24 protein-coding genes are annotated in these 20,264 nt (G+C 42.0%); 17 read left to right on the top strand and 7 right to left on the bottom strand.

All coding sequences use genetic code 11. The features are described 5' to 3' along the window. Positions 1-211 precede the first annotated feature (211 nt). From ribA to AC5YCD_RS03905, 5 genes are all read left to right on the top strand, one after another. Positions 212-814: a GTP cyclohydrolase II gene (ribA, locus tag AC5YCD_RS03925; RefSeq protein WP_496128992.1), complete on the top strand. Its 603-nt coding sequence runs from the start codon at positions 212-214 to the stop codon at positions 812-814. Between the two features lie 113 nt (positions 815-927). Continuing rightward, positions 928-1,872, top strand: a complete 945-nt coding sequence (gene hemF, locus AC5YCD_RS03920) for an oxygen-dependent coproporphyrinogen oxidase (RefSeq protein ID WP_496128802.1) — start codon at positions 928-930, stop codon at positions 1,870-1,872. Between the two features lie 120 nt (positions 1,873-1,992). Continuing rightward, a complete protein-coding gene (locus AC5YCD_RS03915; RefSeq protein ID WP_496128801.1) occupies positions 1,993-2,199 on the top strand; it encodes a hypothetical protein in 207 nt (68 codons plus the stop codon). 49 nt (positions 2,200-2,248) lie between these two features. Next, a complete protein-coding gene (aroE, locus tag AC5YCD_RS03910; protein ID WP_496128800.1) occupies positions 2,249-3,037 on the top strand; it encodes a shikimate dehydrogenase in 789 nt (262 codons plus the stop codon). 344 nt (positions 3,038-3,381) lie between these two features. Beyond that, entirely contained in the window at positions 3,382-5,205 is a 1,824-nt protein-coding gene (locus tag AC5YCD_RS03905; protein WP_496128799.1) for an acyl-CoA dehydrogenase C-terminal domain-containing protein, read from the top strand. 241 nt (positions 5,206-5,446) lie between these two features. On the opposite strand, the gene hemW is transcribed toward AC5YCD_RS03905, so the two are convergent. Beyond that, positions 5,447-6,601 (bottom strand): radical SAM family heme chaperone HemW, encoded by a 1,155-nt coding sequence (gene hemW, locus AC5YCD_RS03900; protein ID WP_496128798.1) that lies wholly within the window; start codon positions 6,599-6,601, stop codon positions 5,447-5,449. Positions 6,602-6,726: 125 nt separating this feature from the next. On the opposite strand from hemW, the gene AC5YCD_RS03895 reads away from it, so the two are divergent. Further along, entirely contained in the window at positions 6,727-7,185 is a 459-nt protein-coding gene (locus AC5YCD_RS03895; protein WP_496128797.1) for a DMT family transporter, read from the top strand. 3 nt (positions 7,186-7,188) lie between these two features. Beyond that, a complete protein-coding gene (locus AC5YCD_RS03890; protein WP_496128796.1) occupies positions 7,189-8,550 on the top strand; it encodes an MATE family efflux transporter in 1,362 nt (453 codons plus the stop codon). Between the two features lie 14 nt (positions 8,551-8,564). On the opposite strand, the gene AC5YCD_RS03885 is transcribed toward AC5YCD_RS03890, so the two are convergent. Beyond that, on the bottom strand, positions 8,565-8,789 hold the full coding sequence (locus AC5YCD_RS03885) for a DUF1737 domain-containing protein (protein ID WP_496128795.1): 225 nt from the start codon (positions 8,787-8,789) through the stop codon (positions 8,565-8,567). Positions 8,790-8,922: 133 nt separating this feature from the next. Here AC5YCD_RS03885 and AC5YCD_RS03880 point away from each other — a divergent pair, with 133 nt between their 5' ends. Together AC5YCD_RS03880 and AC5YCD_RS03875 are read left to right on the top strand one after the other, a co-directional pair. After that, a complete protein-coding gene (locus AC5YCD_RS03880) occupies positions 8,923-10,221 on the top strand; it encodes an ABC1 kinase family protein (protein ID WP_496128794.1) in 1,299 nt (432 codons plus the stop codon). An 89-nt stretch (positions 10,222-10,310) separates the two neighbouring features. After that, positions 10,311-10,571, top strand: a complete 261-nt coding sequence (locus tag AC5YCD_RS03875) for a type B 50S ribosomal protein L31 (protein WP_496128793.1) — start codon at positions 10,311-10,313, stop codon at positions 10,569-10,571. A 38-nt stretch (positions 10,572-10,609) separates the two neighbouring features. On the opposite strand, the gene crcB is transcribed toward AC5YCD_RS03875, so the two are convergent. Then, positions 10,610-10,975, bottom strand: a complete 366-nt coding sequence (gene crcB, locus AC5YCD_RS03870) for a fluoride efflux transporter CrcB (RefSeq protein ID WP_496128991.1) — start codon at positions 10,973-10,975, stop codon at positions 10,610-10,612. Positions 10,976-11,078: 103 nt separating this feature from the next. Between crcB and AC5YCD_RS03865 the strand changes: the two genes are divergently transcribed. Then, positions 11,079-11,411, top strand: coding sequence for a HopJ type III effector protein (locus tag AC5YCD_RS03865; RefSeq protein WP_496128792.1), 333 nt, complete (start codon positions 11,079-11,081; stop codon positions 11,409-11,411). A 46-nt stretch (positions 11,412-11,457) separates the two neighbouring features. On the opposite strand, the gene AC5YCD_RS03860 is transcribed toward AC5YCD_RS03865, so the two are convergent. After that, positions 11,458-11,865 carry a protease inhibitor I42 family protein gene (locus tag AC5YCD_RS03860; protein WP_496128791.1) on the bottom strand — a complete coding sequence of 136 codons (408 nt, stop codon included), beginning with the start codon at positions 11,863-11,865 and terminating at the stop codon, positions 11,458-11,460. 15 nt (positions 11,866-11,880) lie between these two features. Further along, on the bottom strand, positions 11,881-12,387 hold the full coding sequence (locus tag AC5YCD_RS03855) for a hypothetical protein (RefSeq protein WP_496128990.1): 507 nt from the start codon (positions 12,385-12,387) through the stop codon (positions 11,881-11,883). A 466-nt stretch (positions 12,388-12,853) separates the two neighbouring features. On the opposite strand from AC5YCD_RS03855, the gene AC5YCD_RS03850 reads away from it, so the two are divergent. The 4 genes from AC5YCD_RS03850 (at position 12,854) to AC5YCD_RS03835 (ending at position 15,804) form a co-directional block, all read left to right on the top strand. Next, positions 12,854-13,498 carry a ParA family protein gene (locus AC5YCD_RS03850; RefSeq protein ID WP_496128790.1) on the top strand — a complete coding sequence of 215 codons (645 nt, stop codon included), beginning with the start codon at positions 12,854-12,856 and terminating at the stop codon, positions 13,496-13,498. A 90-nt stretch (positions 13,499-13,588) separates the two neighbouring features. Beyond that, positions 13,589-14,701 carry an AI-2E family transporter gene (locus tag AC5YCD_RS03845; RefSeq protein WP_496128789.1) on the top strand — a complete coding sequence of 371 codons (1,113 nt, stop codon included), beginning with the start codon at positions 13,589-13,591 and terminating at the stop codon, positions 14,699-14,701. Positions 14,702-14,793: 92 nt separating this feature from the next. After that, entirely contained in the window at positions 14,794-15,351 is a 558-nt protein-coding gene (gene sodC / locus AC5YCD_RS03840) for a superoxide dismutase [Cu-Zn] SodC (RefSeq protein WP_496128788.1), read from the top strand. A 168-nt stretch (positions 15,352-15,519) separates the two neighbouring features. Next, a complete protein-coding gene (locus AC5YCD_RS03835; protein WP_496128787.1) occupies positions 15,520-15,804 on the top strand; it encodes a DUF3817 domain-containing protein in 285 nt (94 codons plus the stop codon). A 31-nt stretch (positions 15,805-15,835) separates the two neighbouring features. Here the strand turns inward: AC5YCD_RS03835 and AC5YCD_RS03830 are convergent, their stop codons facing one another. Together AC5YCD_RS03830 and AC5YCD_RS03825 are read right to left on the bottom strand one after the other, a co-directional pair. Beyond that, positions 15,836-17,359, bottom strand: coding sequence for an anti-phage dCTP deaminase (locus AC5YCD_RS03830; RefSeq protein WP_496128786.1), 1,524 nt, complete (start codon positions 17,357-17,359; stop codon positions 15,836-15,838). A gap of 75 nt (positions 17,360-17,434) precedes the next feature. Continuing rightward, entirely contained in the window at positions 17,435-17,749 is a 315-nt protein-coding gene (locus AC5YCD_RS03825) for a hypothetical protein (RefSeq protein ID WP_496128785.1), read from the bottom strand. An 89-nt stretch (positions 17,750-17,838) separates the two neighbouring features. On the opposite strand from AC5YCD_RS03825, the gene tnpA reads away from it, so the two are divergent. The 3 genes from tnpA to tnpC all read left to right on the top strand — a co-directional run bounded on the left by tnpA (position 17,839) and on the right by tnpC (position 20,233). Continuing rightward, positions 17,839-18,222 carry an IS66-like element accessory protein TnpA gene (gene tnpA / locus AC5YCD_RS03820; RefSeq protein WP_218999213.1) on the top strand — a complete coding sequence of 128 codons (384 nt, stop codon included), beginning with the start codon at positions 17,839-17,841 and terminating at the stop codon, positions 18,220-18,222. Continuing rightward, a complete protein-coding gene (gene tnpB, locus AC5YCD_RS03815; protein ID WP_164709242.1) occupies positions 18,219-18,554 on the top strand; it encodes an IS66 family insertion sequence element accessory protein TnpB in 336 nt (111 codons plus the stop codon). The genes tnpA and tnpB overlap by 4 nt, the downstream gene beginning before the upstream one ends. 74 nt (positions 18,555-18,628) lie before the next feature. Then, positions 18,629-20,233, top strand: coding sequence for an IS66 family transposase (gene tnpC, locus AC5YCD_RS03810; protein ID WP_496128784.1), 1,605 nt, complete (start codon positions 18,629-18,631; stop codon positions 20,231-20,233). Positions 20,234-20,264: the final 31 nt, after the last annotated feature.

The following is a 20,264-nucleotide window of genomic DNA, read 5'->3' as shown; positions in this document are numbered from 1 at the left end:
CAGCCACATTTTTAGCGATGTCCTGTTAAAACAAATTTCTCGCGGGCATGGGTAGGTAGATTATCCTGAATAATCTCACTATTTATCAACTATTATCGTGTGCTTTATACAAAAAAGAAAATCTTCTGCATAAATTCAGCGTAGCAATTCTACTAATGTCCAAGCATTGAGCTATACTTTAGCCAATTTTTTTTCTTTGACGGGTTTTGCAGTGCCAATTCAATTTGTCGCAACGTCTCGATTACCGACCGCTTTTGGTGAATTTAAGCTTAGCGTTTTTCAAGATCCCGAAACGGGAGAAGAGCATGTGGCATTGTCTAAAGGTTTAGATCTGCCACCTGAAGGACCAGTCTTGGTTCGCGTACATTCAGAATGTTTAACCGGTGATGCCTTTGCTTCGCTCAAATGTGATTGTGGTCCACAATTGCAAGCCACGCAGCGTTTAATTAATGATGCTGGTCAAGGTGTAATTTTGTATTTACGCCAAGAAGGACGTGGTATTGGTTTAACCAATAAAATTCGTGCTTACGCCTTGCAAGATCAAGGACATGACACTGTTGATGCAAATTTAATGCTGAATTTGCCTGCTGATGCACGTACCTATGAAATGTGTAGCATTATGCTCGATCATTTACAGGTCAAAGAAGTCAAACTTATTACCAATAATCCCTTAAAAATTGAAGCATTAACTTCACAGGGTATTGATGTAGTCGGTCGTGTACCCTTAACGGTAGGTTTAAATCCATTTAATGAACAATATTTAAAAACCAAACACGATCGTATGTCACACATGTATCAAAAAGACGATTTTTAAACCAAAGCAACTGTGTTGTAAAAAAGGGATTTTTAGCTTTAAAAATCCCTTACTTTTATTAAGGTTTTATGTTTTGATGGTTAAGTCCCCTATTTTTGATTGAGGCGTCACTTATGCAGCATCCAACTTCGGCTGATATTCAACGCGTTCGCGAATTTCTCCTAGATTTACAAGCACGAATTTGTGCAGCACTCGAACAACAAGAACAGCAAGGTGGCGGTCATGCAACATTTGCCATTGATGATTGGCAACGCCCTGAAGGCGGCGGTGGTCGCTCTCGGGTTTTACAAAATGGCAGCGTGATTGAAAAAGGCGGTGTGATGTTCTCCCACATCAACATCTCAAAATTGCCAGCTTCGGCAACTGAGCGTCATCCGCAAATTGCTGGTGCAAAAGCGCAAGCCATGGGTGTGTCTTTGGTGATTCATCCTAAAAACCCACATGTACCCACTTCACATGCCAATGTACGTTTATTTGTGGCAGAACCTGAAGGACAAGATCCAATTTGGTGGTTTGGCGGTGGTTTTGACTTAACGCCTTTTTATCCAAATGATGAAGACGTTTTATCGTGGCATCAAACTGCATATGACCTGTGTGCACCCTTTGGTGAGGAAATTTATCCAAAACACAAACAATGGTGTGATGATTACTTCTACTTAAAACATCGTGATGAGCAGCGTGGCGTGGGCGGTTTATTCTTTGATGACTTAAACCAATGGGACTTTGAAACCTGCTTTAACTATATGCAAGCGGTAGGGAACGGCTATTTAGAGGCGATTTTGCCCATCTTTCAACGTAACCAAGCCAAACCTTATAGCGAAGCACAACGTGATTTCCAGTTATATCGCCGTGGTCGTTATGTAGAATACAACTTAGTCTACGACCGTGGCACTTTGTTTGGCTTACAAACGGGTGGTCGAATCGAATCTATCTTAGTCAGCTTACCGCCTCTGACGGGTTGGTCATATCGTCCAGAATGGCAAGAGGGTTCGCCAGAAAAACGCCTGACCGACTATTACTTAAAACCACATGATTGGCTCAATGAACTTAAAAAATAATGACTAAAGGCTATTTTCGAATAGCCTTTTTTATACATATTTAATTACAACCTGCCACAGACTTAAAGCATAAAAACCTTTAAGCTAGAAATTCTTGATTTTTACAATAAGGGCAGCCTTATGCTTGCGTCCTTTTCCAACCACAAATCATTGTGGTTGGTGCTTCTCTTAGCCGTTTTGGGCATCTCTTTTGGTATTACCCTTGCTTATGAAAGCTTACTCTCAGATGGTATTTCTATCAGTATTAGTGCTTTAGCTGGCATTTCTTTATTTGTATTAGCCAGTATTTGGCTGTTTGATGTAGTGAACGATATTTGTAACCCTTAATGCTTTTGCCGTATAGTTGCAGCAAATTTGTGCACACGGAATTGCAATCATGACCAAACAATTCGCGGTTATTGGCAACCCTATCGAACAATCACGCTCACCTGATTTACATCATGCCTTTGCTAAAAAAGTCGGTATTCAACTCAGCTATGAAAAACGTCTTGCCCCGCTAGATGGATTTACTGAGAGTATGCATAGTTTCTTTAAGGCAGGTGGTTGTGGCATGAATGTGACCGTACCCTTTAAAGAGCAAGCCTTTGCTGCCTGTGATCAGCTAAGCGAACGTGCCAAGATTGCAAAGGCAGTCAATACCTTATGGATGCAAGATGGTGTATTGCATGGTGACAACACCGACGGCCAAGGTTTAGTGGCGGCAATTCAAGCCTTGAATTGGGACTTACAGGATAGTTCTATTTTAATTTTAGGTGCCGGTGGCGCCACACGTGGTGTAATTTATCCTTTAGTCCATGCTGGGGCAAAGAAAATTGTGGTTGCTAACCGTACGTTGGCACGTGCTGAACAATTAGTCCGAGATTTAAAAGATAGTGTGCCTGAAGCACAACTCAGCGCGATTAGCTTAGATCACTTAAGCGGTGAATTTGATTTTATGATAAATGCGACCTCTGCAAGCTTAAGCGGTGATGCACTGCGCTTACCTCAAGAACTTACTTTTAAACATGCTTATGAAATGGCCTATGGCAAAGCATCAAGCTTTTTAGATCAAGCGCGTGCGCGTGGTGTCCCCTCTACCGATGGCTTTGGCATGCTGGTGGGTCAGGCGATTGAATCTTTTTATATCTGGAACGGCGTACGTCCTAATTTAAAAGATTTTTTATAAGCTATTTGAAAAGAGCCTATTAAGGCTCTTTTTTGGCTTTTTGTTGCAGTTTTATTGATTATTTTGCCAAAATTTTAAACCTATTTTTTCTTAACACTCTCTTAGCACACATATCTTCACAATATTTTTCTACCTTTTTTTATGATTAAATTTAATATCTTAATAACAGATTAAAAATAATCAGTACAGTATTTAAGCATTATCAAGCTTCACGCAACTGAAATAATTCTAGCTTAGATTGGCTTTTCTGACACTTAAGCTAGGCAGGTTTATCAATGTAATTCACCTGCAAATATGAATAATCAAGTACTCAACAACAATGTTTACAATGAGGGATTACAACTATGCCAACATATAAAGCTCCCCTACGCGATATTCGTTTTTTAATGAATGAAGTGTTTGACTATCCTAAACACTACCAAACACTAAGCAATGGCACAGCGGCTGATCCTGAAACTGTAGATATGATTTTAGAAGGTGCAGCTGAGTTTTGTGAAAACATCCTCTCGCCCTTATATCAAAGTGGTGATGAAGAAGGCTGTCATTTTAACAATGGTGAAGTAACCACACCTAAAGGCTATAAAGAAGCTTATGATCAATTGGTACAGGGGGGCTGGCAAGGGCTGTCTTATCCTGAGCAATATGGCGGTCAAAACTTACCGCAGTCCTTAAATTTAATTAAGTCGGAAATGATGGGCACTGCCAATTGGTCCTTTCAAATGTATCCCGGTTTAAGCATCGGTTGTATGAATACCATTATGCAATACGGAACCGAGGCCCAAAAAGATACCTATATGCCAAAGTTGGTAACAGGTGAATGGTCAGGGACCATGTGTTTAACTGAGCCACAATGTGGTACTGATTTAGGCCAAGTTAAAACCAAAGCTGAACCATGTGAAGATGGCAGTTATCGTATTAGCGGTACTAAAATCTTTATTTCGGCAGGTGAACATGATCTTACTGAAAACATCGTGCACATTGTGTTGGCGCGTTTACCCGATGCACCACAAGGTACTAAAGGCATCTCCTTATTTATTGTGCCTAAATTTTTAGCCAATCCAGACAGCAGCATTGGCGAGCGTAATGCTGTGACCTGCGGTTCGATTGAACACAAAATGGGAATTCGTGCCTCTGCTACTGCTGTTTTAAACTTTGACAATGCCACAGGCTATTTAATTGGTGAACCTAACAAAGGCTTACATGCCATGTTTACCTTTATGAACACGGCGCGTATTGGCACCGCAATTCAAGGTATTGCGCATGCAGAGCTGTCTTTTCAAGGTGCGCTGCCCTATGCCAAAGAGCGCCTATCAATGCGCGCGCTGTCAGGTAAAAAAGAGCCCGATAAAGTCGCCGACCCGATTATTTATCATGCCGACGTGCGCCGTATGCTGCTGACACAAAAAGCGGTCGCTGAAGGCGGGCGAGCCATGATTTATTATGCCGCACAAATCTCTGACAAAATGCAAGATGCATTAGAGCGTGGCGATTCAGCAGCATTTAAAGAATATGATGATCAACTGGGTTTTTATACCCCCATTTTAAAAGGCTTTTTAACTGAGCTTGGTTATGAGTCTGCCAATTTAGGGATGCAAGTCTTTGGTGGACATGGCTACATCAAAGAATGGGGCATGGAGCAAATTGTGCGTGATGCACGCATTGCCACCTTATATGAAGGAACCACCGGCGTACAAGCTCTAGATTTAATTGGTCGTAAAGTGATTTTAAGTTCACGCGGTAAAGTGATTCGCGAATATACCGCCGAAATTTTAAAATTCTGTAGCAATCAAGCGCGTAACAAATATATGCGCCGTTTTGCTTGGGATCTCACCAAACTCTGTGCGCAGTGGAATACGCTAACACTGCGTATTTTATTGGTAGCACGTAAAGATCGTGATGTAGTGTCGTCGAGTTCAATGGATTTTCTCATGTTCTCAGGCTATGTGATGATGGCTTACTTCTGGGCACAACAAGCTGCAATTGCCTCAGAGAAGATTGGGCTTAATCAAGGTCCAGAAACGATTGAATTTTATAAAGCCAAAATTAAAGTGGCCGATTTTTATTTTGAGCGTCTTTTGCCACGTACCCAAGGCCATGCCGAAGCAATGGTCAATCCATCACGCACCATGACCGCACTCAACTCTGAGCATTTTAGTTTTGACTATTAAAGGTCACAGCGCAGCATAGTGCTCTCTGATCAATTTTTTAAACACAAAAAAGCCCAATATCATGTTGGGCTTTTTGATGAGAGACTGTCCAATCTACCACTCTTGTACTACCCATCTTTAGGTATAAGTAGAAACAGTGAGTGTTGTATATTTTTAGAACTTCCTATTCTCAATAAAGTAAGAATAAGCCCTCTAGATACAGACCTAGACGCCCACCACATGAATTCATATACATTCAAGCTTACAAAAATTCTTCCAAGACTGAGTTTAAAAAGATATGACCTTTTTCGCTACATGCTAAACGATGAGGTTCATTGAGCATTAATTGACGCTGACGTAGCGAATCTAATACAGGTTGTAGCGTGTTTAAGCTTAAGCCTGTCCGTTCTGGGTAAAGTGCAGCGTCGACGCCGTGATTTAAACGCAGTGCATTCATCATAAACTCAAACGGCATGTCAGCATCTTCAATACGTTTATATTGCAAATGTTCAGCAGGCACTTTAGCTAAGTAGTCCTTAGGTAAACGGGTTTTTTGGAAACGATATACGCCATCTTGTTGGGTAATTTTACCGTGTGCACCTGCACCAATCGCTAGGTAATCACCAAACTGCCAGTAATTGACATTATGCGCAGAGGGTAATTCTTTACGCCAAGCAGACACTTCATAGTTGACAAAACCATTGGCTTTTAAATAGGCCTCACCTGCTGCCTGAATGTCCTCTAAAACCTCATCTACGGGTAAAACTGGCTGAGTACGGAAAAATACCGTATTGGGTTCAATGGTCAATTGATACCACGAAATATGGGTGGCACCATTGTCAACCGCAAGCTTTAAATCCAATAAAGCTTGGTCTAGGGTTTGCTCAGGTAAGCCATGCATTAAATCCACATTTACCCGCTTAAAGCCTGCTTCTTTGGCGTGTCGAATTGCTAAAATCGCATCGTCATCACTATGAATACGACCCAATTTTTTGAGTTGTGCAACATTAAAGCTTTGTACGCCAAGTGATAAGCGGTTAATCCCTGCCTCTAAATAATCTTTAAAAGGATCATGTTCCACAGTGCCGGGATTGGCCTCAAGGGTAATTTCACAATCTTCTTCAAAAGCCACTAAACTCTTAAGCTGGGCAAACAGCCAAGTATAGCCTTGCGCTGAAATCAACGACGGTGTGCCGCCCCCAATAAAGACACTATGAATTTTACGCCCTTTGGCAAAATCCACTTGGGTTTTAAAGTCAGCTACTAAAGCATGTAAATATTCTTGCTCTAGCTCGAGCGACAGTTTGCCATCCGGTACGGCATGCGAATTAAAATCACAATATGGACATTTACGCACACACCACGGCATATGAATATACAAAGATAAGGGCACAGCAAGCGGATTTAATTTGGCCAAGGCACAAGCTCAAAACAACAAAGAGAATGCTGCGTATTTTAACATGACTCTAGCAAGACACCGACGAAAAGCCTGACCGTTTTTGGTTACAGTAAAAAAGCCAATAAAAAGAATGGATCATGTGTATGAATTTATCTACACCATTATTAATGCTGATGCCCTTAGTATTTGCGATTGGCGCTGCCATGACCTTACAGACAGCCATTAACACCCAAGTCAGTCAAATTCTAGCTTCGTCTTTACAGGCGGCATTTTTATCTTTTAGTGTGGGCAGCATCGTTTTGGCGGGCTTAGTGGTGTTAGAAAAGCAACAGCTACCTGAACTAAACAGTATATTCACCCTGCCATGGTACGCATGGTTTGCCGGTGTATTAGGGGTTTATGCAATTAGCGTTAGCATCTATACTGCCCCCAAATTAGGTTTTCTGACTTTTTCAGGTTTGGTCATTTTTGGGCAGTTACTCACCTCTATGTTATTTGATCATTTTGGTTGGTTAGGTGCCGAAAAAAATCCAATCCATTGGCAACGTTTATTGGGTGGCGTGGTCATATTTGTCGGTGTACTGCTCACCCTACAACGCTAGAGGATGAGTATTACTGTGTCACAATTGACGTCTACAGGCTTCGAACTCAAGAAGCTGATGCATTTAATGCTGCCCATCTTAATTACCCAGTTTTCACAGGCCGGTTTTGGTTTAATTGACACGATTATGGCCGGCCATTTATCCGCAGTAGATTTGGCGGCGATTGCGGTAGGGGTGGGTCTTTGGATTCCAATTATGTTGCTGTTTAGCGGCATTATGATTGCGACCACGCCACTGATGGCAGAAGCCAACGGCGCCAAAACACCTGAGAAAATTGCCACCATTGTGCGGCAATCTTTATGGGTGGCATTAATTTTAGGCATTATCGCTGGCTTAGTTTTACAGCTCATGCCATTTTTACTGCCAGTGCTGGGTGTACCTGAAAATCTCTTGCCTAAAGCCAGCTTGTTCTTACATGCGATTGGCTTTGGGATGCCTGCGGTGACCATGTATGCGGCTTTACGTGGTTATTCTGAAGCCTTAGGTTTTCCACGCCCTGTCACCGCAATTAGCTTGATCGCTTTAGTGCTATTGGTACCTCTGAATTTTATTTTTATGCATGGCTTTGGCCCCATTCCAGCGCTGGGTAGTGCCGGCTGCGGTTTTGCCACGGCGATTTTACAATGGCTGATGTTCTTTGCTTTATTGGCTTATATTCAAAAAGCCAAGATTTATACCGCCACCTCGATTTTCAGTCATTTTGAAAAAATGGATGCCTATTGGATTAAACGTATTTTAAAACTTGGGCTGCCAATTGGTTTAGCGATTTTCTTTGAAGTCAGTATTTTTAGTACCGCAGCCATTATTTTAAGCCCTTTAGGTGAAACCATTGTCGCCGCGCATCAAATTGCCATTTCTGTCACTTCGCAATTGTTTATGATTCCCATGTCGCTGGCGTTGGCATTGACCATTCGGGTCGGAACCTATTATGGCGAAAAAAACTTTGTTGCCATGCGGAAAGTACAAAAGCTGGGCTTGCTGACCGCTACCGCTTTAGCGCTCATGACGATGTTATTTATGTGGTTGTTGCGTCCTGAAATTGTCTCTATCTACACCACTGATTTAGCGGTGGCTGAAGTCGCCATGTATTTAATCTGGTTTGCAATTGCCTATCAAATTATGGATGCATGGCAAATTAGTGCCGCAGGTTGCTTACGTGGCATGCAAGACACCAAAGGCCCGATGTGGATCACTATGGTAGCCTACTGGATTGTAGCCTTCCCTGTTGGAATTTATTTATCACGTTTTACCAGTATGGGCGCGCCCGGGGTATGGATCGGTCTAATTGTCGGTTTAACCGTGGCATGTATCTTATTACTCATGCGTTTATATATGAACAATAAGCGTTTAAGTCTGAGTAGCTAAATCTAAAGCGAAGCTTAAAGCTTCGCTTTTTTTTGTGCGTGGATTGCATCTTGTAAACCTTGTGGCATTAAAGTTTCATCAGCAACTTCCTTAATAATGGCTTGTCCCACAATCACATCTGTACCATTAAAGGTCATAGTGGGTGAACCATAGAGTTGATAACCTTCATTTAAAGCCTGCGTAACCCGCGCACAAAAATTGACATCATCTTTACCGGTTAAATAGCGATACACTTGCATGATGCTGACTCATTTTAAAATAAGATTGAGTCTACGCCCTTATACAATCCTTTAACAATTTAAAGTAGGCACAAGCGCATTTGTCGCCTATGATCAAGCTCAATAGTGCAGATTTTTTTCCGAGGATTTACGCATGGCAAAACCGGCAAGTACGCCTGGTCGTCGTTTTCTAAAACTTGCAGGCATGACCGCAAGTATCGCGACAAAAACTGTCTCCAATTCGATACGCAATTTGACTGCGGATGAAGAAAAAAAGAATGCCGCACGCAGTAAAATGTTCCAAGACATTGGAGTTCAAGTTGCTGAAACCTTAGGGGATATGAAAGGTGCTGTCATGAAAGTGGGGCAAATTGCTTCACAATATAAAGATATTTTTCCACCCGAAGTTTCTAAAGCCATTGCGAAATTACAGCGTCAAGCACCGCCAATGCCCTTTAAGCAAATTAAAGCACAGGTGGAAAAAGAGCTCGGTCAACCTTTAGATCAATTGTTCCAGCATTTTGATGAAACTCCTTTTGCAGCAGCCTCGATTGGTCAAGTCCATAAAGCCATCTTAAAAAATGGTGAGCAAGTCGTGGTCAAAGTGCAGTATCCCGGAGTCGAAGAAGCCTGTGAAAGTGATTTGAAACAAGTACGTTTAGCGCTACGTTTAATGGGTGTCTTAAAAATTGAACGTAAACTGCAAGATCGCTTATTTCAAGAAATTCAAGACAGTTTGGATAATGAACTTAATTACGAAATTGAAGCACAAAACCTGCAAGTGGCACGCACTTTTCATCAGCAACTTGACCCTAAAGTCGTGATTCCAAAAGTCTACACTGACTATTCCTCACGCCATGTTTTAACTTTAAGTTTAGAACAAGGTGATAGTATTGAAACTGCCAGTACTTGGTCACAAGCAACGCGTAATGAACTCGGCCGTCGTTTGCTACGTGCCATTGGCCAAGAAATCTTTTATTTAAAACGTTTTCATTGTGATCCGCATCCAGGTAACTTTGCTTTTCGTGAAGACGGCAGCGTCCTGATTTACGATTATGGTGGGGTCAAAACTTTATCTACTGAAGTGGTAGAAAACTTTAAAGCCCTAGTGCATGCTGCACGTGCCCAAGATTTTGTGACCATGGAAGATTACTTAGTACGTTTAAACTCATTAGCAGAAACTGGGAAATTTCCAACCGAGCTCTATGAGTCTTGGGTTGAGATTTTCACCCGTCCTTTAACCACCCATTATGATTTTGCTGCTAACAGCTCACATCATGATGCGATGGAATTGGTGAAGCCTTCACTGAAGTACTGGGATTTATTTAAACCCTCACCCGATACTCTAATGGTGAATCGTACCATCTCAGGCCAATATTGGAATTTGATCAACCTCAAGGTCAATGACAACTTAAACGACGTATTTGATGAGTTGCTGCCGCCCCGAGCTTAGTATACACCCCAAAGTTTTCATCAACTTTGGGTTTACTTTTTACCCCTTTATGTTATGTTATAACATATCTATAAATTAGGAAAAACAATATGCGTCCTGATATTCATCCCCAATATCATGAAGTTTTGTTTCATGACACCAACGCTGATGTGTATTTTGTGATTGGTAGCACCTTGCAAAGCAGTGTAACTCGTGAATACCAAGGTCAGACTTATCCATATATTAGCCTTGATATTTCCAGTGCTTCTCACCCTTTTTATACTGGTGAACAACGTCAAACCAGTAATGAAGGACGTGTGGCGAGCTTTAATAAACGTTTTGCACGTTTTGGCCGCAAAAAAGCGGATTAATGGCTGGCATAGGTCTAATCTCCACATTAGACCTATTTTTAACGCTGCAACAGATACACCATAAGCGTTAACAACAATACCCCTAAAACCAAGCTGGATAAGGCGTAACTTAGGGCAATCATCCAGTGTCCATGTTTTAATAATTGAAAGGTTTCTAAACCAAAACTTGAAAAGGTGGTAAAACCACCCAATACCCCGACCATAAAAAATAAGCGTGCTTCTTGTTGTAAGTTTGGATACTTTTGGCTAAAAGCAAAGAAAATACCAGCTAAAGCACAGCCCACTAAATTGATCCACCACGTAGACCAAGGAAATAGGCTAGTTGGCTTGACCAACATTAAACCTAATGCATAGCGAAGCATCGCTCCAATTGCTCCACCAGTTGCCACCAATAACCACGTCATCATAGTGTTATACAAAAAACTAAAAACTACAGTTTAACCCTGTATTAAAAACAAAGCTTAAGCCTGCTATATTCGAAACACATTTTTTGAGGATAAAAGTCTAATGGCACAGGATTTACTGCAACGTTTAAGCCAAAATCAGGCCCAATTTAGCGATGTTTTGGCTTATATCGAACAACATTACACCCATACCCCAACTGCATTTAAAAATGGTAGCCAAAGCAATGCAGCAGATCAAAATCAAGGCAGTGCTAAAGTGTTTGCCTTTGCGCAGTTGCAACAATTAGACCAAGCACAAACTTTAAGCTTATTTGCTGAACATTATGCTGCGGTGCTAGCCCATCCTGAGGGTACAGATCATCAAAATATCCGCCAATTTATGCAACATGGCTGGGCAGGTATCCAATTTTCGGGTCAAGCATTAACAGCGAAATAAGCATAAAAAAATCCTCCCTAAAAGGAGGATTTTTAACTCAATAGCTTTACTCAATGGTCACTTGACATGACCATTGTGGTGCCGATTGGCTTTCCCAGCTATGTCCATGATGCAAGGCAATTTGGTCATCGCCTTGTGCTTTAGCGGTAAAGATAAAGGTTTTATCTTGTCCTGCACCAACCATAATGGGCTGCTTAGGCTTGGCCACTGCGGCAATATAAGCGCTTTGTACTGAAAATTTTTCCGCACCTACCACATTCCAACTATAGCCCGTTGAAGGGTTGTCATAAACCTGAACAGTAATACTCTCACCTACTTTTAAGCGTAGATTGTCGCTACACGGTGTATCCACTGGATAATGATAGGTCCCTTGTGGTGGTTGGGTTGGCTTTGGCGTGCTCACACAGGCGGTGAGTAAAGTTGCCGCTAACAGCGTTAAAGTGATTTTTTTCATGTTTTCCCCGATTAATCATGCCTGAACTTTTTCGATCCACTGAATTGAATTTACACGAAAAACTTCACAGGCACCATCGCCAATATCAGTTGGAGTTAAAGAGGAACGCCACACTAAATCTTGGTCTTTAATTTCAACTAATTCGCCTTTTAAACGCACCAGATCACCACGCTTAACCTGTTTAATTTGCTGAGCAATTTCTGGGTTGGCTGGCACAATATGCATATTAGATACCATCTGCATGGCTTGCTCAACTGGAACCGGCACTTGTGGCATATTCCAATTTAAATAACGGTCATATTGATTGACTTTAATGGTCCGCGCGATTTCAGGTTCAGCAAACAATCCCCAACTCACCGCATAGTCAATTGGTGAAAATTTGGCTTGTGCATCGTCGGTATAAACTTTAGAACCTAAAATACGAAAATCACCTTTAAAGGGTTGTAACACTTCAATGGATTGGCTTTCTAAAGCAGGCGGCAGACCTTTAGCAATATTATATTCAGGGGCAGCATGCGTCATCGCAATGCCTAAAATGCTGACTACAGCCAAGGTCGTCGCAATTAACACTGTTTTCATCCTGCTTATCCTAAGTTTTATATGTACTTCTAGCTTAAATCTTTAAGCCTAAATCACAATTTAAAATCGGTAACAAAGCTATTGCATTTGCTGTGTTTTTGTAGCTTTTTCATCTGTTTTTAAGCTCACTTATCATCATCTAAACGGCATTTTTGTGGCTGATTTTAATTATTCCTTGAAGCCAAATTTAGCGCTATTAAGATGTTTTTTAACATGCTGATCAGCAATGATTTTAACCCTATCGCCTTATCAATCTATGAGAATTATCACATAAAGATTAGAGTTTAAAAGGTTGATTTAAGCGGTTGTTTTACGCCATATAAGCGCTGTTAATACTTTTGTCCTATGTCATATGCTGGACATAAAACGATGCTATGCTAGAGCTGAGCAGAATAAAACCAGCAGGATCATGAAAACTATTTTAATTGCAAATCAAAAAGGAGGCTGTGGTAAGACCATAACAGCCATTAGTTTGGCAACAGCCCTAGCACAAAAAGGCTATAAAGTGGCACTCGCTGATGCTGACCCACAAAAATCAGCCTTGCATTGGCTTAAAAAACGTCCTCAGGATGCAGCACAAATTCAAAGCCTCGACTGGCGTGCGGATAAGTCCTTTGGCCAAGTTCCCAAAGGCATTGAGTATTTAATTATTGATGCACCGGGCGCTTTATCCGGCACAAATGCTGAACAATTGATTGCCGAAGCAGATGCCATGATTACACCGCTGCAACCCTCATTTTTTGATATTGACAGTACGCGACGCTTTTTAAAGCATATTCAAGATATTAAACGGATTCGTAAAGGCAAAGTGCAGATTCATTTACTGGCCAATCGGGTTAAAGCCAACAGTGCCACCAATAAAGATATGCAGGCCTTTTTTGATAAAGTCGGACAAACCCCTTTGGCATGGATCTCTGAGCGGGTTGCTTATGCACAATTGGCCCAGCAAGGTTTGAATATATTTGATAAATCTCAAAAGACTTATTTAACCATGCAAGATCAATGGCAGCCCGTGCTGAATGCGATTATTGATGATCCAAGCAATTGGTTTTAAATTAAAACCAATTAGACACATGCTTTAACTTGCTGCGCACGATTTTTGCGTTAAGATGGTCAACGACCCATTAATCAATCAGTGACATCAGTGCATCAGTACGCGCCAACAATACAAAAAGTCTTGCTCTTTGGACTGTTTTTCTTCTTGTTGTTTTTGAGCTTTAGTGTGCTCAAATACTTTATTGTTCCGGTGTTATGGGCAGCAATTATCGCGTATATGACTTGGCCCTTATACTGCCGTATTAAGGCTGCCTGTGGTCAACGTGCCACCTTAAGCGCCACTTTAATGATTCTGCTGGTGGTGTTAATCGTCGGTGTGCCAGTAATTTTTGCGATCTTTATGATCCAGCATGAAGGTCGTAGCTTGTATTACGAGTTACAAAAGCAAGTCTTCTCTGGGCATTTATCTGTGCCTGAGGTGATTGCTAATTTACCCTTTATTGGTAAAGAAATTACGCGCACCTTACAAGAAATCAATCAAGATCCCAACAGCATTATTCAATCCGCATCACTTTGGATACAGGGTCATCTGAATTACGGCAAGATTGTATTAAATGAAGTCACGCGCAACATGGTCAAACTCTGCTTTGCCGTACTGACTCTGTTTTTCTTTTACCGCGATGGTCAAACTATTTTAACCCAAGTCAGTCGTGCGTTAGAGATGGTCATTGGCCCACGCGTTCACCATTATCTAGATACCATTTCTGAAACAACACGCGCAGTGGTCTATGGTGTTGGCTTAACTGCGGTTGCACAGGCATTATTGGCGGGTATCAGCTATTTTGTTGCTGGTGTACCAAATCCAATGCTCCTCACCCTAGTGACCTTTATCTTTGCCCTGATTCCATTTGGTCCGCCTGTGGCCTATGGTGCTATATCTCTATGGTTATTTTCACAAGGTCATACCATTGAGGCGATTGGTGTGATGGCATGGGGTGTTTGTGTGGTGAGTACCGCCGACAATGTGATTCGTCCACTGGTGATTTCAGGCGCCACCCAAATTCCATTTATCTTAATTATGTTTGGGGTTTTGGGGGGATTGGCCAGCTTTGGCATGGTGGGCTTATTTATTGGTCCTGTAATTTTAGCGGTGTTATTGGCGATTTGGCGCGAATGGCTGCATGAAAGCAAAGAAGTTGATGCAGGCTTAATGCCTAAAGCCACCCTTGCTCATGATTTGGATGATGCACAAATCAAGTAAAACTTATACAGATTGTCACCGCTTTAGATTGAGTTAAGCACTTGAGTTTGTTTAAATGATTCTTGTTTATAATTACAACCATAGGAAATACAATGTCGTCATTTTATAAACTTGCAGCTCTTACAGCTCTGAGCGCAGCCGTTACTGTGGGCTGTGCCACCACCAATGACCAGGGGAAAATTGTCCCTACAGCACAAAAAACTGTTGAGGTAAATGCCGTATCTGCACAAGGCGTGGGTCAAAAACTCGGTACGGTCACGTTCCAAGACAGCGTTGCAGGTTTAATCATTAGCACCAATTTAAGTGGCTTACCTGCGGGTGAACGTGGCTTTCACATTCATGAAAATGGCTCATGTGCGCCTGCTGAAAAAGATGGCAAAATGGGCGCAGCATTGGCAGCGGGTAGCCATTTAAATAGCAATGGCGCTGCCAACCATGGCACACCTTTATCAGGTCACTTAGGCGATTTACCAGCATTAAAAGTGGCAGAAGATGGCACAGCCAACGTACGTCTAATTGCACCTCGATTAAAACTAGCAGACATCAGTGGTCGTGCAGTGATGATTCATGCCGGTGGTGATAACTATTCAGATGTACCAAAACCTTTAGGCGGTGGCGGTGATCGTATTGCCTGTGGTGTCATCCACTAAGTTTACAAGCAGCTTCGGCTGCTTTTTTATTGTGTTATTAAAAGCCAACGCTACAACAGAGTTGAGCTAGACTGCCAAAGACATCACAACCCATTTACAATTTAATTAAAACTTGAGTTAAAGCAAGATTAAAAATCTCATATAGTATTGTTTTTGCTATTTTTTAAGATGAATATTCAAGCCTTGCGCCTAGTTGGTTTTATTGAAGGTTTATCCTTTTTATTGCTGCTGTTTATTGCTATGCCGCTTAAATATCTGTGGGGAAATCCTATTTTAGTTAAATATGTGGGCATGGGGCACGGTATTTTAGTGATCGCCTTTTTAGCGGTTCTATTGGTTGTCTGTGAACGTGAAAAGTGGTCATTGAATATGTTTGTAGCAGGTTTAGTGGCAGCCATTTTACCTTTTGGTACGTTTGTGTATGACCGTAAATTAAAACAACTTCAAGTTTAAAAAAAATCCCGCAACATGCGGGATTTTAGTTTTAATCTGCTTTATTTTTGCTTTGCATCATCTGCATAATTTTTTCTTCTAAGGCTTGATAAGACAAGACATGCATTGGCATGCGTAAAGTTGCTGTTTCTGCTTGCCAATCGAGTACGCGACCAAAGACATCTTTACGTTTGACTTTTTCACCCACACCTAAAGACAGCGAAAATAAGTTCATAAAACTCCGCGCACCTACACCCACAAAAGGTTCAAAAATCAGTTTGTTATGAATTTCACTTTCTTGTTGTTCCCAGCGCTGAGTAATTGATTCATGATGTAAATGCAGTGCTAAACTTTTCGGATAAGGCTCGACAAATACTACTTTTTCAATCCCTGCTGCCAAAATATGTTTAGCGCAGTTATGACATGGAAAAGTGGTGACAAATAAAGTCGCACCTACAGTCGAAATATTACTACGGCTACAACTGAGTAGCGCATCCATTTCGGCATGTACCACGCGACCATATTCCAAAATATTTTTAATTTTGCTTTGTTTTAAAATCGCTTCAATTTCGGTTTTGACTGAAGCACGGCGCTCATCTGGCATTTCGCGTTCAATCACGTTTTCAATTTTGCCTAACAAATCTTGAATAATACCCTGCTTTTCTTGGGTATTGACGTCATAGCCACGCATATAGTCACGGCCATTGGGCACATCTTCGACCGCGCCCGTTTCTTCATTAAAGTAGGGCCAATAGGTACCCCCTCTAAACTTAGGTACATCATTGGAGCCAATGGCTAAAATGGTTTCATCTTTGGCCACTACTGCCCCCACTTGACGCGATAAATCTGCCGAACGCAAGCTAGCACTAAACGACATATAAGCTGCAAATTCATTAAAAGTAGGCGTGATATACGGGTTTTTAAAAATCAGTTTTAAAAAGCGTAAGCAAGACTCACGTAATTGATTTTGATTATGTTCGAACTTTAAAAAGTAGTCGGCTAGATGGAACGCTTCACTGGTATGTTGCCCATACGAATTGGCCTCACCTTCATCACGTTCAATTAAGATTTTGGCTTTGTTTTCACTCATGCCGTATTTGGTGACTAAAGCATGGGTACGTGCGCTTTTGGCTTCATATAATGACAACTGAAAAAAGCCATTGCCATAAATTTGGCGTAAGGCTTGAATCTCTGACTCGTGTTTTAACGAATCCACAATATAAGCCACACGGCGCTGCTGAATATCTTGCTCAGGATTTTGCTGTTGCCATATTTGGCGGCGCTGATAGATTTTTTTAACAATTTGCAGCGCTAAAAAGTCGGTTTGGTAATCACGGCGCAGTTCATTGCCTTTATCCATATAGTGATGAATACGGTCAAAGGCGCTGCCATTTTGGGTATACGGATAGAATTCGGCGAGGATGTCTTTAGACACGCGAATAATTTCGACTTGGTAGTTAAATTGCTGTTCGAGTAGGTTTTGCACAATGTCACTGAGTTGCCCAAGGCGACTACCCACCGCGCCCACAAGACCAATGACAAGCTCATGGTTGGTTATTTTGATATCTTCGAGCATAGTGCACCAGTAAAGAAAACAGCAGATTCTCTATTCTCTATACTGATGTGTTTTTTTTCAAGTTTTTAGCTGTTTTTAAGCAATTTGCTGTTGTTGAACTTCAAAATTAATTTGAGGATTAGGCTTAAACTGTAGCCATTTTTTCTTCATCCATTTTTCAACTTTATCTTTATCTAAAATGGCAAGGAGATTATTGAGCAAAGAGAACTTTGCCGAATCATCATAATAGTAAACAATCACTCTTATATTTCGATCAAAATCATCATTTAAACTAAAAATATCCTTAATGTATTCTTGATCTGATAAATCCAAAGAATGTCCCCATATACTGATATTAATATCTAACTTTCTATTTTTCTCATTTGCTGCACGTAAATTTCGCCTAGTCACAGGGTAAGCGTCCGCTGAACACACCTTATGAATTCATCCTATAAGCCTTAATTTAGTCCCCACTTAAAAACAAGTGGGGACTAAAATTTATGACTACAAATCACCAGACATCCATCGCATCTCTTGCGAAAAAACGAAGAACATACAGTGCTGAATTTAAACAGCAGATCGTTCAGGCTTGTAAAGCACCGGACGTTTCAATTGCTTCGGTCGCTTTGCAACATGGATTGAATACAAATCTTGTATCCAAATGGATTCGCTTAATTGATGCTAAGCCAGGGAGTGATCGCTCACCACTACCGAATAAACCTGCATTTATTGCCTTATCTTGCTCTGCACCATTAGATCCTACTCCTACTGACATGTTAAAGGTTCAAATTACTTTACCCCACTCAAAAGCAGAAATTGGCTTGAAATGGCAAGTATCAGAAATATCTGCTTTAGCAGAATTACTCAAGGCACTGGCAACATGATCCGCATTGATGAAATCTGGCTTTCTACCCAACCTCTGGATATGCGAGCAGGGATGGATACTGTCATGGCTCAGGTGGTGAGAGCCTTTGGCTACATTAAACCGCATTGTGCTTACCTGTTCTGTAATAAACGTGGCCATCGTATGAAAGTGCTGGTACATGATGGACTGGGCATCTGGCTGTGTGCCAGGCGGCTGGAACAGGGAAAATTCCACTGGGCTCAAGTTCACCAAGGTGAAACCGTGGCCCTCAACCCGGAACAGTTACAGGCATTAATCCAGGGTTTGCCCTGGCAGCGCATTGGACGACAGCAAGTGGTCACAATGCTCTAAACCAAGCTCGGTTATTCTGCTATTCTCCAAACGTTCTATTTCCTCTGCGTCATGACCTCAGGCATACTGCGATCATGAATACGCTGCCTGACTTAAGCCAACTGACCCATGAACAACTGCTGGAATTTACCCAGCAGTTGGCAATGCAGCATCAGTCTCTGGCACAATCAAATCAAGAATTAGAAAAATCAAACCAGCAATTGGATGCCAAAGTTCAGCATCTTTCTATTCTCAATCAAAAATACGAGCATGAACTGGCGCTGTTTAAAAAGCATAAATTCGGCAGTAAAAACGAACATCTCACCGCAAAACAAATCCATCTATGGGACGAAGCGGTCGAAGAAGATATCGCAGCCGTTGATCTGGAATTAGAACGATTAAATGCAGATAAAACCGATGCAGCGACACAGAAAGCCACAGTCAACAAACCTAAACGTCGACTGCTGCCAGATCATCTACACACCATCCGTATTGAGCATGAACCTGCATCAACCCAATGCAGTTGTGGCTGCCAGTTACGTCGTATCGGCGAAGATATCAGTGAAAAACTGCATTTCAGACCGGCACAGTTCTACAAGGAACAGCATGTCCGTGGCAAATGGGTCTGTGATCAGTGTGATACCCTGACTCAGCAAGCGATGCCCGCCTATGTGATTGATAAAGGTATTGCCAGTCCTGAACTGCTCAGCCATGTGCTGGTATCGAAGTATGCCGATCATTTACCGCTGTACCGTCAGCGCCTGATCTATCAGCGGGCTGGCATTGATCTGTCCAGATCCACTTTATCTGACTGGATAGGTCGCTGCGGTGTAGAACTGGAACCTCTGGCCAATGCCTTAAAACAGGTGGTGCTGCAACAGCGGGTGCTGCATGCAGATGAAACACCAGTCACCATCATGCGGATGGGTGATGATGAGAAAAAACCGAAGAAAGGTTATGTCTGGGCCTATGCCACCACACAGTACAATCCGGTTCAAGCCGTGATCTATGACTTTCAGGATAGTCGTTCAGGTCAGCATGCTGAAGCGTTCCTGAAAAACTGGCAGGGTCATCTGGTTTGTGATGATTACAGTGGTTATAAAGCACGCTTTAAATCAGGCCAGGTCGTTGAGGTGGGCTGTATGGCGCATGCGCGTCGTAAATTCCATGAACTGCATGTGACCAAAAAAAGTCAGGTCGCTGAACAGGCATTAGTGCTGATTCAGAAACTGTATGCCATAGAAGCAGAACTCAGAAAAAAGACCGATGGTACAGCAGAACAGCGCCGCGAATACCGACAACAGCATAGTCAACCGGTGATGCAACAACTGTATGAATGGCTCAACCAACATCAACTGACGGTGCCATCGAGTTCTCCCACCGCCAAGGCCATCAATTACACGCTGAAGCGTTGGCCAGCTTTAAGCCGCTATCTGGATGATGGCAATCTACCGATTTGCAATAATTGGGTAGAGAATCAGATGCGACCTTGGGCCTTAGGACGCAAGAACTGGCTGTTTGCTGGCTCGCTGCGCAGTGGCCAACGAGCTGCCAATATCATGACTTTAATCCAGTCAGCAAAGCTCAATGGCTTGGATCCGTATGCCTATTTAAGTGATGTGCTGAAAAGGCTACCGACACACAAAGTGACCCAAATTGAAGAATTACTGCCACACCGGTGGCAACCCGACCAAAATTAAAAAATAGGTATGGGGTTCAGCGGATGCTTAC

It is taken from the genome of Acinetobacter sp. CY05 (assembly GCF_059515805.1).
Note: the sequence above shows the minus strand (reverse complement) of the source record. Positions and strands in the feature narration are given on the sequence as shown.